General features: G+C 59.8%; 14 protein-coding genes. 13 read left to right on the top strand and 1 reads right to left on the bottom strand.

Going from position 1 to position 13,645, the window contains the following annotated elements:
• Positions 1-2 precede the first annotated feature (2 nt).
• The 3 genes from yajC (at position 3) to secF (ending at position 3,300) form a co-directional block, all read left to right on the top strand.
• Positions 3-341, top strand: a complete 339-nt coding sequence (gene yajC / locus KSP9073_RS17055) for a preprotein translocase subunit YajC (protein ID WP_108844179.1) — start codon at positions 3-5, stop codon at positions 339-341.
• A 193-nt stretch (positions 342-534) separates the two neighbouring features.
• On the top strand, positions 535-2,379 hold the full coding sequence (gene secD / locus KSP9073_RS17050) for a protein translocase subunit SecD (protein WP_108844178.1): 1,845 nt from the start codon (positions 535-537) through the stop codon (positions 2,377-2,379).
• Positions 2,380-2,391: 12 nt separating this feature from the next.
• Positions 2,392-3,300 carry a protein translocase subunit SecF gene (gene secF, locus KSP9073_RS17045; protein WP_108844177.1) on the top strand — a complete coding sequence of 303 codons (909 nt, stop codon included), beginning with the start codon at positions 2,392-2,394 and terminating at the stop codon, positions 3,298-3,300.
• A gap of 123 nt (positions 3,301-3,423) precedes the next feature.
• Here the strand turns inward: secF and KSP9073_RS17040 are convergent, their stop codons facing one another.
• Positions 3,424-4,230 carry an inositol monophosphatase family protein gene (locus tag KSP9073_RS17040; RefSeq protein WP_108844176.1) on the bottom strand — a complete coding sequence of 269 codons (807 nt, stop codon included), beginning with the start codon at positions 4,228-4,230 and terminating at the stop codon, positions 3,424-3,426.
• A gap of 280 nt (positions 4,231-4,510) precedes the next feature.
• On the opposite strand from KSP9073_RS17040, the gene KSP9073_RS17035 reads away from it, so the two are divergent.
• The 10 genes from KSP9073_RS17035 to hisS all read left to right on the top strand — a co-directional run bounded on the left by KSP9073_RS17035 (position 4,511) and on the right by hisS (position 13,604).
• On the top strand, positions 4,511-5,311 hold the full coding sequence (locus KSP9073_RS17035) for an RNA methyltransferase (RefSeq protein ID WP_108844175.1): 801 nt from the start codon (positions 4,511-4,513) through the stop codon (positions 5,309-5,311).
• A 95-nt stretch (positions 5,312-5,406) separates the two neighbouring features.
• On the top strand, positions 5,407-5,883 hold the full coding sequence (gene iscR, locus KSP9073_RS17030) for a Fe-S cluster assembly transcriptional regulator IscR (RefSeq protein WP_108844174.1): 477 nt from the start codon (positions 5,407-5,409) through the stop codon (positions 5,881-5,883).
• Between the two features lie 51 nt (positions 5,884-5,934).
• Entirely contained in the window at positions 5,935-7,092 is a 1,158-nt protein-coding gene (locus KSP9073_RS17025; RefSeq protein WP_108844173.1) for an aminotransferase class V-fold PLP-dependent enzyme, read from the top strand.
• 52 nt (positions 7,093-7,144) lie between these two features.
• Complete coding sequence (locus KSP9073_RS17020) at positions 7,145-7,471, top strand: HesB/IscA family protein (protein WP_108844172.1); 327 nt, start codon at positions 7,145-7,147, stop codon at positions 7,469-7,471.
• 156 nt (positions 7,472-7,627) lie between these two features.
• Positions 7,628-8,056, top strand: a complete 429-nt coding sequence (gene ndk / locus KSP9073_RS17015) for a nucleoside-diphosphate kinase (protein WP_108844199.1) — start codon at positions 7,628-7,630, stop codon at positions 8,054-8,056.
• Between the two features lie 84 nt (positions 8,057-8,140).
• Positions 8,141-9,274 (top strand): dual-specificity RNA methyltransferase RlmN, encoded by a 1,134-nt coding sequence (gene rlmN, locus KSP9073_RS17010; RefSeq protein ID WP_108844171.1) that lies wholly within the window; start codon positions 8,141-8,143, stop codon positions 9,272-9,274.
• Positions 9,275-9,392: 118 nt separating this feature from the next.
• Positions 9,393-10,091, top strand: coding sequence for a type IV pilus biogenesis/stability protein PilW (pilW, locus tag KSP9073_RS17005; protein ID WP_108844170.1), 699 nt, complete (start codon positions 9,393-9,395; stop codon positions 10,089-10,091).
• A 66-nt stretch (positions 10,092-10,157) separates the two neighbouring features.
• The gene (locus KSP9073_RS17000) at positions 10,158-11,129 is read left to right on the top strand and encodes a RodZ domain-containing protein (RefSeq protein ID WP_108844169.1); all 972 of its coding nucleotides are present in this window, start codon (positions 10,158-10,160) and stop codon (positions 11,127-11,129) included.
• A gap of 6 nt (positions 11,130-11,135) precedes the next feature.
• Entirely contained in the window at positions 11,136-12,248 is a 1,113-nt protein-coding gene (gene ispG / locus KSP9073_RS16995; protein WP_108844168.1) for a flavodoxin-dependent (E)-4-hydroxy-3-methylbut-2-enyl-diphosphate synthase, read from the top strand.
• Between the two features lie 39 nt (positions 12,249-12,287).
• On the top strand, positions 12,288-13,604 hold the full coding sequence (hisS, locus tag KSP9073_RS16990) for a histidine--tRNA ligase (RefSeq protein ID WP_108844167.1): 1,317 nt from the start codon (positions 12,288-12,290) through the stop codon (positions 13,602-13,604).
• Positions 13,605-13,645: the final 41 nt, after the last annotated feature.

Below are 13,645 nucleotides of genomic sequence, written 5' to 3'. Positions count from 1 at the left end.
TCATGCTCGAGTACCTGATTCCGGCAGCCATGGCAGAAGGAGGCTCCGGTAGTGCCGGTGGCGCGGGTGCCATCGGTCAGATCGTCATGCTGGTCGGCTTTGTCCTGATTTTCTATTTCCTGCTCTGGCGTCCGCAGTCCAAGCGCGCCAAGGCACACAAGAAGTTGATGACAGAGCTCTCCAAAGGCGACGAAGTTACCATCAGCGGTGGCCTTATGGGGCGTCTGACCAAGGTCGGTGACGAGTTCATCACTCTGGAAATCGCCGAAGGTACTGAAGTCAACGTTCAGAAAAGCTCGGTTATCAGCGTACTGCCCAAGGGCACACTGAAATCGATCTGAACCCAGTGAAGGCAGGCGACCACCTCTGGCATATCGGTGTGGTCATACCTGCTCGCGGCGTGTTGACGCACAGCACGTCGTATTCTGCCCGGGGCTCGCTCAGTGGTGATTGAACCATTGGTCGGGCCCTGTGGTCATTGATACGACCTCAAAAGCGCTCTTTGAGCCACCAGCCAATCAGGACAGGGCCACGATGCTCAATCGTTATCCCCTCTGGAAGTATCTGCTGATACTCCTCGTGTTTATTGTGGGCGTTCTCTATGCACTGCCCAATCTCTACCCAAAGGATCCGGCCATCCAGATCAGCGCGGCCAATAGCGGCGCAAGCGTTGGCGACAGCGAAATGGCACGTGTCGATCAGACACTCGAGCAGGCAGGCATCGCCGTTAAATCAAGCGAGTCCGCCAACGGCACCAGCCTGATACGGCTGGAAAACGGCTCACAGCAGTCTGCCGCCCGGGATATGGTCAGTAAGGCACTGGGACAGGGCTATACCGTTGCGCTCAATCTGGCCGACTCGACGCCGCAATGGCTGCAGGCCATCGGCGCCAAGCCCATGAATCTGGGGCTTGATCTGCGCGGCGGTGTGCACTTCCTGCTGGAAGTCGACATGGATGCGGCCCTCGACCAGCGTCTGGATGTCAACGCCAGCGCCATGCGCGAGGCACTGCGCGGCGACGGCATTCGTTATCGCAACAACACCACCGGTGATAACGCCATCCGATTTACCTTTGCCAATGCAGATGACCGCAGTCAGGCACGAGCGCTGCTTAACCGCCAGTACAACGAATTCTCCTTCGCCAACGAGGATGATGCAGGACCTACGCTTGTCATGACGCTGACCGATCAGGCCGTCACCGACATTCAGGACTACGCCATCAATCAAAACCTCACCACGCTTCGCAATCGTGTCAACGAGCTGGGCGTATCCGAGCCGATCGTTCAGCGACAGGGACCCAACCGCATTGTGGTGGAGCTGCCGGGCGTACAGGATACGGCCGAGGCCAAGCGGATCGTGGGGGCCACGGCCAACCTCGAGTTCCGTCTTGAGGCCTCCGACAGCACCAGTGCCGATCAGCAGCAGGCATTCGATTTCCGTAACGATGCCGGCCGCAAGGCAGCACTGGAGCGAGACGTCATCATTACCGGTGATCGCGTCTCCAGCGCCAGCACCTCGTTTGATGACAGTGGCCGACCCCAGGTCAACATCAATCTTGATGGTCCCGGCGGCAGCCGCATGAACCGCGCCACGCGCGCCAATATCGGTCGCAACATGGCCGTGCTCTACATCGAGCACAAGACCCGCACCCGCACCGTCACCCGCGACGGTGAGCAGGTCGAAGAGCGCGTACCGTACACCGAGCGCGGCATCATCAGCCTTGCCACCATTCAGAGCGCGCTGGGCAATCAGTTCCGCATCACCGGCCTTGATTCTCCGACCGAGGCACGCGAGCTGTCGCTGCTGCTGCGTTCGGGCTCGCTGGCTGCGCCCATCTACTTCGCACAGGAGCGCACCATCGGGCCAAGCCTGGGTCAGCAGAACATCGACCGCGGCGTCATGTCGGTCATTGTCGGGCTGGTTCTGGTCCTGGCGTTCATGATCGTGCGCTACAAGGGCTTCGGCTTGATCGCCAATCTGGCCCTGACCGTCAACCTGACGCTGCTGATCGCGGCCATGTCGATCCTGGGCGCCACCCTCACCCTGCCCGGCATTGCCGGTATCGTGTTGACACTGGGCATGGCGGTCGATGCCAACGTGCTGGTGTTTGAGCGCATACGAGAGGAGATGCGAAGCCGGTCGATACAGCAGGCCATCCATACCGGCTATGAGCGCGCCTTTACGGCCATCCTGGATGCCAACATCACCACCCTGCTGGTGGCCGTCATCCTGTTCTCGATCGGTACCGGTCCCGTGAAGGGCTTTGCGGTCACGCTCTCACTGGGCATTCTGACCTCGGTCTTTACCGGCGTCATGGTGAGCCGTGCCCTTACCAACCTTGTCGTAGGCGGCAAGTCGCTCAAGAAGCTGTGGATCTGAGGAGGCCGGCAAATGACGCAATTTGATTTCATGGGCAAGCGCAAGGCTGCCTACATCATCTCCATCCTGTTGACCGTCATCGCCCTTGGGGCGCTGGCCGTCAAGGGCCTGAGTCTGGGTCTGGACTTCACCGGCGGCACCCAGGTCGAGGTGAGCTATGCAAAAGCGCCCTCGCTTGATGAAGTTCGCAATGAACTGGGCGAAGCGGGTTTTGGCAATTACTCGGTTCAGACCTTTGGTGCCGACACCGATGTGCTGGTCCGCCTTCAGCAGACCTTTGATGAAGGTATCGGTGATCAGGTGATCAGCGCCCTGCGCGCCGAGGGCGAACAGGTCAATCTGGTCCGCGCCGAATACGTGGGCGCGCAGGTCGGCGACCAGCTCCGTGATCAAAGCGGTCTGGGCATGCTGATCGCCCTGGGTGTGGTCGCGCTGTATGTGGCCTTTCGCTTCCAGTACAAGTTTGCACTCGGCGCGCTGATTTCGCTGGGCCACGACGTGATCATTCTGCTGGGCTTTTTTGCCCTGTTCGGTTTCGACTTCGACCTGACGGTACTGGCGGCGGTGCTGGCAGTCATCGGTTACTCGCTCAACGACACCATCATCGTCTACGACCGTATCCGCGAAAACATCCGGCGCTCCCAGTCCAATGATCTGGTCAAAATCTTCAACGACGCCGTCAATCAGACACTGTCGCGAACACTGTCGACCTCGGGAACAACCCTGCTGGTGCTGCTGGCGCTGTTTTTCCTGGGCGGCGACATGATCCACAACTTCTCACTGGCGCTGATCGTGGGCGTGGTGCTGGGAACGTTCTCCTCCATCTATGTAGCAGCTGCCATGCTGCTGCTGGTCAAGCTGGAGCGAGAAGATCTGATCCCGGCCAAACGCGAAAACGCTGCCGACGACGAGTTGCCATAACCGACGGATGACCCTGCAGATCAGTGCAGGTGACAAGCAAAAGGGCCCGCCTCATGGAGGCGGGCCCTTTTTGGTATCGACATCCGTTCTTTCAGGACCCGTTTCTCTGGTCTCGACAGACGGCTACAGGATCGGCAGGTTCGCGTTACCCATCGTCTGTACCAGCTGCTTGAAAAGACGCGGCGAGGCCGCCATGAGCGCCCCTTCGATCTTGATCTGCGGACTGCCCTGCGGCGTGCCGGACAGTGCACCACACTCCTTGAGCACCAGACTGACAATGTGCATGTCCTGCTCGTCCAGCCCCAGAATGAAGGCGGCATCGACATGGCCGGCACACAGCGACAGCATGTCCAGCAGCGGACAGCCCGAGGCACGCAGCATGTCCACGCGCGCACCCAGCTGGGTCGTCAGGATCTGCCAGGTCGAGAAGTAGCGTTCGCGCATCCAGTTTTCGGGAAGGCCCAGAGCGATACGGCTGCCATCGATGCTGGTACGCACCGGCACACGCATGCGGCGACCATTGTAATGGCCACCGCGGCCGCGGCTGACCAGGTACTCTTCATCGGTGAAGGGAGAAATGATGACGGCGTGTTCAGGGCGACCCTTGTAGAGACACACCATTGACAGCGCACAGCCCGAGGTGCCGGACGCCAGGTTGGCGTAGCCGTGGAAGATTTCGATCTTCCAGTGATAATCACGTCCTTCGCCACGGCCTTCACTCCAGCCGATATAGCGCCCGGACATGCCATGCTCCGGGTATCCCTTGCCAAACTGGGCGGCAATCAGGGTTTCTGCACGATGCGCCGTATCGCTGAGCAACGTATCAAGTGTGTTGTCTTCACGGGCAATATCAAGTCGGTCGCGAACGCGAACGAACTGTTCCTGGGCGCCACGAAGCGCGCGCAGGGCAAACTGGACCATTGGATGCATGATCAATCCTCGAACCGAGTGCTGTTAAAGAGCGGGAGCAGATCAGTAGCTGACAGAGTCAAACACCACCCGTGCGACAGGCCCAACGGCCTGCCACACCAGCGATGCGATAAAATGAGATGTCTGAAAAGCGGACTGTCCGGAAAAGTGGCCGACGATGCTAGCAGAGACGCCTTTAACTCGCCAGCGCTCAATCAGGGCAGAGTCCAGTTACTCCCCATGCTAGAATCGCCTCCTCTACTGCCCAACGGCCCACGTTTTCTGTATTACGGCGATTTTCATGCTAGAGCGTATTCGTATTGTTCTGATTGGCACCAGCCACCCTGGTAATATCGGCGCCGCCGCGCGCGCCATGAAAACCATGGGGCTTGAGCAGCTCGCGCTGGTCGCGCCGCGCGGCGAAGGGATCAACCCGGAAGCCATTGCCCGCGCCTCGGGTGCCGATGACATCCTTGAGCGGGCCACGCTGCATGACACGCTGGAACCGGCGCTGACCGACTGTCAGTGGGTGGTCGGAGCAAGCGCCCGTTCACGCCATTTGCCCTGGCCGCTGTGTTCACCGCGTGAGTTCTCCGCCCGCCTGCCCGGCGAGATGCAGGGTCAGGACAGTACGGTGGCACTGGTCTTCGGTCGAGAGGACAAGGGGCTGACCAACGAAGAGCTCCAGCGCTGCCATACCCATGTGCATATCCCGACGTCTGCCGATTACAGCTCGCTGAATCTGGCGGCTGCCGTTCAGGTACTGGCCTACGAATGCCGTCAGGCATGGCTCACCACTCAGGCCAGCACGGCGGATGCCCTGCCCGGCTCGGCCTATCCCTTTGGCGTTGAATGGGACAACCCGCTGGCCAATCACGCCGATACCGAGCGCTTTTTCGAGCATCTCGAGCGCACTCTGATCGATATCGGCTTTCACGACCCGGCCAATCCCCGCCAGCTGATGGCGCGCCTTCGACGTCTCTACATGAGAAGCCGTATGGATGTGATGGAGCTCAACATGCTGCGTGGGATTCTGACGCGGGTGGAGCGCCTCCAGGACGGCAACGGCAAGCCCGCGGATCAGGATGATGCCTCTCGCTGAGGCCTTGATACTCTCTGACGCTGCCTGCAATTGTTGACCAAATCCCTCGGGATTATCATAATCAGTCACTACTGTCATGCAGCGGAATCTGGATCATGCGTCTGACGACCAAGGGCCGCTACGCCGTTACCGCCATTCTGGATCTGGCCCTGCACGGTAGCGGTTCGCCCATTAGCCTGGCCGATATCTCGACGCGTCAGGATATTTCGCTTTCCTATCTCGAGCAGCTTTTTGCCAGGCTGCGTCGTGAAGGGCTTGTCACCAGTGTTCGCGGACCGGGCGGCGGCTACCTGCTGGCCCGGGCACCCGGCGAGATTTCCGTGGCCAGCGTCATCGACGCGGTCAACGAATCCATTGATGCCACGCGCTGTCAGGGCACGGGGGATTGTCAGCAGGGAACCACCTGTCTGACGCATCATCTATGGAGTGATCTATCCAATGTCATACACGATTTTCTCGACCGTATTACGCTTGAAGAGCTGATTCATCGTCAAGATGTTCAGCGCATCGCGTGTCGGCAACAGGACAGCGCCGACCAGATTGCCGTGCTGCCGATTGTCCATACGCCATAATGTCATTGTGCGTCGTGCAGCGGGTCATGACGTTGGAGAAAGGAAAACATCATGAGCACCATGCCTCTTTATCTTGATTACGCGGCCACGACCCCGGTCGACCCGCGTGTAGCCGAGGTCATGGCCCGTCATCTGACGCTGGAAGGCACCTTTGCCAATCCGGCCTCACGCAGCCACATGTCGGGCTGGCTGGCCGAACAGGTCGTCGAGACCGGCCGACGTCAGGTCAGCGACCTGATCGGCGCCGACCCGCGCGAAATTGTCTGGACCTCGGGGGCCACCGAGGCCGACAACCTGGCGCTCATCGGTTATATGCGCGCCCATCGCGCTCGCGGTCGACACCTGATCACCTCGAGCATCGAGCACAAGGCTGTGCTCGACAGCGCCGCGGCGCTCGAGCAGGAAGGCTTTGAGGTGACCTACCTCGCCCCCTGTGCCAACGGCACCGTATCGCCCGAGACGCTTCGGGAAGCGATGCGCCCCGAGACGATTCTAGTGTCTCTGATGGCGGTCAATAACGAGCTGGGCAGCATCAATGACCTGCAGGCACTGGGCACCATCGCAGCCGAACATGGTGCGGCCTTTCACGTGGATGCTGCTCAGGCCGCCGGCCGAATCGAGCTGGACATGAGCCGAATGCCGATCGACATGCTGTCACTGTCGGCCCACAAGGCCTACGGCCCCAAGGGCATCGGCGCCCTGTATGTCCGTCGTGGCACCAGAATCGAGGCGCTGATTCACGGTGGCGGTCATGAGCGCGGCATGCGTTCAGGTACCCTGCCCACCCACCAGATTGCCGGTATGGGACAGGCCTTTTCGCTGGCCCATGAAGAACAGGCAAGCGACAACGCGCATCTCGAGATGCTCGGTCAGCGTTTTCGCGACGGCCTTTCCCGGCTTGAAGGCACCTGGATCAATGCCGAAGGCGGTGCACATGTGCCCAATATCATCAATGCCGGTTTTGAAGGCGTGGATGGCGAGGGCCTGATCATGGCGCTGCGGGGTCTTGCGGTATCGACCGGCTCGGCCTGTAATTCCGCCAGCGTGGACCCTTCCTACGTATTGACCGGTATTGGCATGCCACGCGAACGGGCACTGGCCTCGATTCGCTTCAGTTTTGGTCGTTTTAGCCGAATCGAAGAGATCGATCAGGCACTTGAATCACTTTCGAACGCTCTTGAAAGCCTGCGTACGCGTCAGAGCGCCTGAGCATCCTTTATCTTTCGCGCGCCAGGCGCGCATCACCGGGGAGGACAACATCATGGCCCGGATCTCGATTTCCGAAGCCGCCGCCCACCAGATTCGCCACGTGCTTGAAGAGCGCGGCAGCGGCGAAGGATTGCGTGTTGCGGTCAAGCCAAGCGGCTGCTCGGGCTATAGCTACGTGCTCGACTTTGCCGACAGCGTTGATGCCGATGATCAGGTGTTTGAAGATCACGGGGTCAGAGTCATCGTTGATAACGACGCCCTGTCCGTCCTGGACGGTACCGAGGTGGATTACGTCAGCGAAGGTCTTAACCGCTTCTTTCGCTTCAACAATCCCAATGTCCGCGATGAATGCGGCTGCGGAGAAAGTTTCAGCGTCTGACCCGACCCATGCCACTGCGGATGCATGTTGCGCTGGCTATGGCTATAATGGCGCGATTTTTGCCGGAGCCGGCAGCTGTCAATGCAGCTGCCGGCTCTGCGCTATCCTGAATCACGACTCATCTTGAATTCATCACCCTGTCAGGAGCCCTTTAACATGGCCCAGGAACGTACTCTCTCCATCATCAAGCCGGACGCCGTTGCCAAAAATGCCGTAGGCGACATCATTTCTCGTTTTGAGAAGGCCGGCCTGCAGGTTGTCGCCTGCAAGATGGTCAGCCTGTCACAGGAAAAGGCCGAGGGCTTTTACGCCGAGCACAGCGAGCGTCCTTTCTTCAAGGATCTGGTTTCCTTCATGACGTCCGGCCCGGTCGTTGTTCAGGTACTGGAAGGTGACAACGCCATCGCCAAAAACCGCGAGCTGATGGGTGCTACCGACCCGAAGAAGGCCGAAGCCGGCACCATTCGCGCCGATTTCGCCACCTCCATCGATGCCAACGCCGTTCACGGCTCCGACGCGCCGGAATCCGCCCAGCGCGAAGTGGCCTATTTCTTCTCTGATGAAGAAATCTGCCCGCGCGGCTGATTATCCTGCCGTGCCCGGCCGTCATCTGCCCCCGAGGGCAGATGACGGCCTTCTTTCTACCATGACACCAGCGAGCTCACTGCCATGACACAGACTGCCTCGACAACGCCTGTCAATCTTCTGGGTCTTTCACGCAGCCAGATGGAGCAATTTTTCATCGACCAGGGCGAGAAAAAATTTCGCGCCGCACAGGTCATGAAATGGATCCATCATGAGGGTGTCGATGATTTCTCGCAGATGACCAATATTTCAAGGGCCCTGCGTGACAAGCTTGCACGTGTGGCCGAAATTCGTGGCCCCAAAGTGGTCTACGAAGGCCAGTCCAGCGATGGCACGCAGAAATGGGTGCTGGAAGTGGAAGATGGCAGTTTTGTTGAAACCGTTCTGATCCCGTCCGAAAACGGCAGTCGACGCACGCTGTGCGTCTCCTCTCAGGTCGGCTGCTCGCTGGACTGCAGCTTCTGCTCGACCGGCAAGCAGGGCTTTCAGCGCAACCTGACCGCCGCCGAAGTCATCGGCCAGCTGTGGGTGGCCCAGGCCAGCGCCGGTGGACGCATGGGCCATGATGACGGCCGCCGCGCCGTCACCAACGTGGTCATGATGGGCATGGGCGAGCCGCTTTTGAACTACGACAATGTCGTGCCCGCCATGCACCTGATGCTCGATGACAACGGCTACGGGCTTTCCAAGCGCCGCGTGACCCTGTCGACGTCAGGCGTGGTGCCCATGATCGAAAAGCTCGGCGATGAGATCGATGTCGCGCTGGCCATTTCCCTGCACGCCGCCAACGATGAGCTTCGCAACACGCTGGTACCGCTCAATCGCAAATACAACATTGCAACGCTTCTGGACACCTGCCGGCGCTATCTGTCCAAAAGCGAGGGCACGCGGCATATCACCATCGAGTACACCCTGATCAAGGACATCAACGATCAGCGTGAACATGCCGAGCAGCTGGTCGAGGTACTGGGAGATCTGCCCTGCAAGATCAACCTGATTCCGTTCAATCCCTTCCCGAACGCCGGCTACGAAAAGCCGTCACGCAATCAGGTGATGCGGTTTCAGACATGGCTGTATGAACTCGGGCATAACGCACCGGTTCGCGCGACGCGCGGCGATGACATCGATGCGGCCTGCGGACAGCTGGTCGGTCGCGTCAAGGACCGCACCAAACGCGCCGAGCGCTATATCAAGGCGGTTCAGCTCGACGCGTCATGATCTGTCTGCCCTGCCCTGTCCGTCATCGACTTGACTTGACGGGGTGCCGGCGCTTTGATGGTCAACGCCATTGCTAATATTTGACAGATTCGGGCATGTTCATCACGTCAGGAAGTCGATGATTCACTTGCGTTGCACCTTCAAGACACTGCTGTTCATGACGGCCCTGTTGCTGGCCGCCATGACGCTTTCAGGCTGTGTCAGCCATGGCAGCAGTCCTCAGGGGCCCTCCGAAGAGTCACCCACCACGGCCTATACCCAGCTTGGCATGGCCTATCTGCAACGCGATGACCTGGAGCGCGCCCAGCAGGCCTTTATTCGCGCCATTGACCTTTCTGCCAATGATCCCGACGCCCTTCAGGGACTTGCCCTGATTTATCAGCGCCAGGGCGAAACCGCCAGTGCCGATCAGTATTTCCAGCGCGCTTTAAGCGCCCGCTCGCCGTTTACCCAGGCGCGCAATAACTACGCAGCGTTCCTGTTCAGTCAAGACCGGATTCCCCAGGCCTGCGAGCAGCTTGAACAGGCCACCACGGACCTGCGTTATGAACGCCGCGCCCAGCTGTTCGACAACCTGGGACAGTGTCGTCAGCGCCAGGGCGACAGCGCCGCTGCGCTGGCCGCCTATCAGCGAGCCCTGCAGCTGGAGGAGCGCCTGCCGCGCGCATGGCTGGGACTTGCCGAAGTACAATACCAACAGCAACACCTTGATGCCGCCCGCGCATCCCTTGAACACTACGTTCGACTTGCCGGTCAAAGTAACGAGAGCCTGCAGCTTTCTCAAAAGCTTCGCGGCGGGGCGTCGCGTGATGGGTAAGACCGGGCGGCGTCAAACGCCGAAAAAGGATCATTTCGTGCCACGACCGAACAAGGAAGCTTCTTCATGAGCGAACAGCATGCCTCTCCCGCCGGAGAACCGGGCGCCGGTGAAATGCTGCGCGACGAACGCGAGCGTCAGCGTCTGCATCTGGAAGATGCCGCCGAGCAGCTGAATCTGCGCCCGTCCCTGGTCGCTGACATGGAGCGCGATAACTATGAACAGATTCCGATACCGACCTATCGTCGCGGTTACCTGCGTGCCTACGCACGTCTTTTAGGCATCGATGACCGGATGATCGTGGCGGCCTATGATCGTGTTCATGGCCGAAACGATCTGGATGAGCGTCGCGTGGCGCCCATCAGCAGCATCAAGCCCCCGTCACGCATGGGCGCCATCGCCTTTCGAGTCGTCACGGTGGCCGTCGTGGTCATTCTGGCAGTCATGACCCTGCTGTGGTGGGAAGGGCGCGAAAGCGCACCGGGCTATGGCGACGACAGCGCCATGCCGGAGCAGAATGTCACGCAGCAAAACAGCGCAGACAATCCCGCTTTGCCGCCAACGCCTGAAGCACAACCCGCTGTGGATAACACATCGAGCGATGGCTCGGGTAACATGACCGACAGTGCACCGGTCGATACCGCCATTGCCACCCGGGTTGCCGGCGGCAGTGATGGTGCCATTCCGGAACCCGGCAGCCTTCAGGTCGATACGCCCGAAGGTCGCAACGGTGCAACCGGCGGGCTGGTAGACACCGCCGGCGACGAAAAGGCAGCGGCCGATCCGATCACCAGCGGTCGAAGCATGAAAATGAATTTTGGCAGTGAGTCGTGGGTGGATGTTCGTGATGCCAATGGCACCACCGTCCTGCGCGGCCTGCAGCAAAGTGGCACAACCGCCACGATCGAGGGCGTGCCGCCCTTCCGCCTGACGGTAGGCAATGCCAATCAGGTCACCATTGACTATAAGGGCGAACGCGTTGACATGTCCCAACACGCCGGCAGCAGCAACGTTGCCCGCTTTACCCTGGGGGAATGATTTATCATGATTAGCCAGTCCCCGATTGTGCGGCGCAAGTCGCGCCAGATTCACGTCGGCAATGTGCCCGTGGGTGGCGATGCGCCCATTTCAGTACAGAGCATGACCAACACCAATACGCTGGACGTCGACGCCACCGTCGATCAGATCGAGCGTATTGCCGCAGCCGGTGGCGATATCGTGCGCGTCTCCGTGCCGGATATGGACTGTGCCGAAGCCTTCGGCAAGATCAAGCAGCGCACCTCGGTGCCGCTGGTGACCGACATCCATTTCGACTACCGCATCGCCCTGCGCGTGGCTGAACTGGGCGCTGACTGCCTGCGCATCAACCCCGGCAACATTGGTCGCGAAGATCGCGTTCGCGCCGTGGTTCAGGCCGCGCGTGACAACGGCATCCCGATTCGCATCGGCGTCAATGCAGGCTCGCTTGAAAAGGACCTGCAGAAAAAATATGGCGAACCGACGCCGGCCGCGCTGGTCGAATCCGCCATGCGCCACATTGACTATCTCGACCGTCTGGACTTTCAGGAGTACAAGATTTCGCTCAAGGCCAGCGATATCTTCATGGCCGTTGATGCCTATCGCCAGATTGCCGGCCAGATCGATCAGCCCCTGCACCTGGGCATTACCGAGGCCGGCGGCCTGCGCGGTGGTACGGTCAAGTCCTCGATCGGCCTGGGGGCGCTTTTGATGGATGGCATCGGTGACACCCTGCGTATCTCGCTGGCCGCTGACCCGGTCGAGGAAATCAAGGTCGGTTATGACATCCTCAAGAGCCTGAAACTGCGCTCACGCGGGATCAACTTTATTGCCTGTCCGAGCTGCTCACGCCAGAACTTCGATGTCATCGGTACCATGAATCAGCTCGAAGAGCGCCTTGAAGACATCATGACCCCGCTGAACGTGTCGGTCATCGGCTGTGTGGTCAACGGCCCCGGCGAGGCAAAAGAAACCGATATCGGTCTGACCGGAGGCAGTCCGGCCAACCTGATTTATATCGACGGCAAGCCTGCACAGAAGCTGCGCAACGACCATCTCGTGGATGATCTTGAAAAACTGATTCGGGATCGCGTGGCGCGCAAGGAAGCCGAAGAGAAAGATGTCATCACCCGCGCCTGAGGCCCGGGCCCCTTTTTGAAATGCGGCGATAAACAATCAATGTCCAGTAAAGTACAGGCCATCCGAGGCATGAATGACCTGCTGCCCGAGCGCTCCCCGCTCTGGCAGTATTTCGAGCAGCACGTACGCCAGCTCATGGCACAGTACGGCTACCTGGAAATGCGCACGCCGGTGCTTGAACAGACCGCCCTGTTCAAACGCTCCATCGGCGAGGTGACCGATATCGTCGAAAAGGAGATGTATACCTTTGACGATCGCAACGGTGACAGCCTCTCCCTGCGTCCGGAAGGCACGGCCCCCGTGGTGCGTGCCGCCATCGAAAACGGGCTGTTGCACAATCAGATCCAAAGGCTCTGGTATGCCGGCCCCATGTTTCGCCATGAACGCCCCCAGAAGGGTCGTTACCGTCAGTTCCACCAGGTAGGCGTGGAAGTCTTTGGCCTGGAAGGCCCGGACATTGATGTTGAGGTGATCGCCCTGTCCGCCCGCCTCTGGCAGGCACTGGGCCTGATCGATCATGTGCAGCTCGAGATCAACTCGCTGGGCTCGCTCGAGGCGCGTCATGTCTATCGCGCCATGCTGGTCGATTACTTCAATGCGCATCTCGATCAGCTTGACGAAGATTCTCATCGTCGTCTGGGCAGCAACCCGCTGCGCATTCTCGACAGCAAAAATCCCGACATGCAGGCTCTGATCGAGGCTGCGCCGAAGCTCATCGACCATCTTGATGATGCTTCCATCGCTCACTTTGACGCGCTCAAGCACAAGCTCGACGCTCTGGGCATCAAGTACGTCATCAATACGCGTCTGGTGCGAGGGATGGACTACTACAGCCGGACGGTCTTTGAATGGACCACCACGGCACTGGGCAGTCAGGGCACCGTTTGTGCCGGCGGGCGCTATGATGGCCTGGTCGAGCAGCTGGGCGGCAAGGCCACCCCGGCAGTCGGTTTTGCCATGGGCGTTGAACGTCTGATTTTGCTGCTGGAGACACTGGAGCTGGTCCCCACGGCTGCCGAGGATATCCTGGATGTCTACCTCATGGGTCAGGGCGAAGGCGTGGATACGCAGCTGCTGGTACTGGGTGAGACGCTTCGCAGCCGCTTGCCCTCCCTTCGTGTGCAGGTACACTGCGGCGGCGGCAGTTTCAAAAGCCAAATGAAAAAGGCCGACAAGAGTCGCGCCCGTTTTGTGGTCATACTGGGCGAAGATGAGCTTGCTGCCGGTACGGTCGCGCTCAAGGACCTGCGCGGTGAAGAGCCCCAGCAGCAGCTGGATATGGATGCGCTGGTCGAGCGGCTCTCGCGCTGGATGGATGAGCGTCCGGCAGACAGTGGCCATGTGACCCAGGCCTAGCGGCCTTTCAACCACCCGGGCAGAGACTGTCATGAGACCAA

The organism is Kushneria phyllosphaerae (genome assembly GCF_900312995.1).
GTDB lineage: Bacteria > Pseudomonadota > Gammaproteobacteria > Pseudomonadales > Halomonadaceae > Kushneria > Kushneria phyllosphaerae.
Note: the sequence above shows the minus strand (reverse complement) of the source record. Positions and strands in the feature narration are given on the sequence as shown.

Excerpts from the sequence above, each read along its gene's own strand:
- KSP9073_RS17000 (WP_108844169.1), top strand. The coding sequence starts at position 10,158 with ATGAGCGAACAGCATGCCTCTCCCGCCGGAGAACCGGGCGCCGGTGAA.
- pilW (WP_108844170.1), top strand. The coding sequence starts at position 9,393 with ATGATTCACTTGCGTTGCACCTTCAAGACACTGCTGTTCATGACGGCC.
- KSP9073_RS17035 (WP_108844175.1), top strand. The coding sequence starts at position 4,511 with ATGCTAGAGCGTATTCGTATTGTTCTGATTGGCACCAGCCACCCTGGT.
- hisS (WP_108844167.1), top strand. The coding sequence starts at position 12,288 with ATGTCCAGTAAAGTACAGGCCATCCGAGGCATGAATGACCTGCTGCCC.
- KSP9073_RS17040 (WP_108844176.1), bottom strand. The coding sequence starts at position 4,230 with ATGCATCCAATGGTCCAGTTTGCCCTGCGCGCGCTTCGTGGCGCCCAG.
- secD (WP_108844178.1), top strand. The coding sequence starts at position 535 with ATGCTCAATCGTTATCCCCTCTGGAAGTATCTGCTGATACTCCTCGTG.
- ispG (WP_108844168.1), top strand. The coding sequence starts at position 11,136 with ATGATTAGCCAGTCCCCGATTGTGCGGCGCAAGTCGCGCCAGATTCAC.
- secF (WP_108844177.1), top strand. The coding sequence starts at position 2,392 with ATGACGCAATTTGATTTCATGGGCAAGCGCAAGGCTGCCTACATCATC.
- iscR (WP_108844174.1), top strand. The coding sequence starts at position 5,407 with ATGCGTCTGACGACCAAGGGCCGCTACGCCGTTACCGCCATTCTGGAT.
- ndk (WP_108844199.1), top strand. The coding sequence starts at position 7,628 with ATGGCCCAGGAACGTACTCTCTCCATCATCAAGCCGGACGCCGTTGCC.
- yajC (WP_108844179.1), top strand. The coding sequence starts at position 3 with ATGCTCGAGTACCTGATTCCGGCAGCCATGGCAGAAGGAGGCTCCGGT.
- rlmN (WP_108844171.1), top strand. The coding sequence starts at position 8,141 with ATGACACAGACTGCCTCGACAACGCCTGTCAATCTTCTGGGTCTTTCA.
- KSP9073_RS17025 (WP_108844173.1), top strand. The coding sequence starts at position 5,935 with ATGAGCACCATGCCTCTTTATCTTGATTACGCGGCCACGACCCCGGTC.
- KSP9073_RS17020 (WP_108844172.1), top strand. The coding sequence starts at position 7,145 with ATGGCCCGGATCTCGATTTCCGAAGCCGCCGCCCACCAGATTCGCCAC.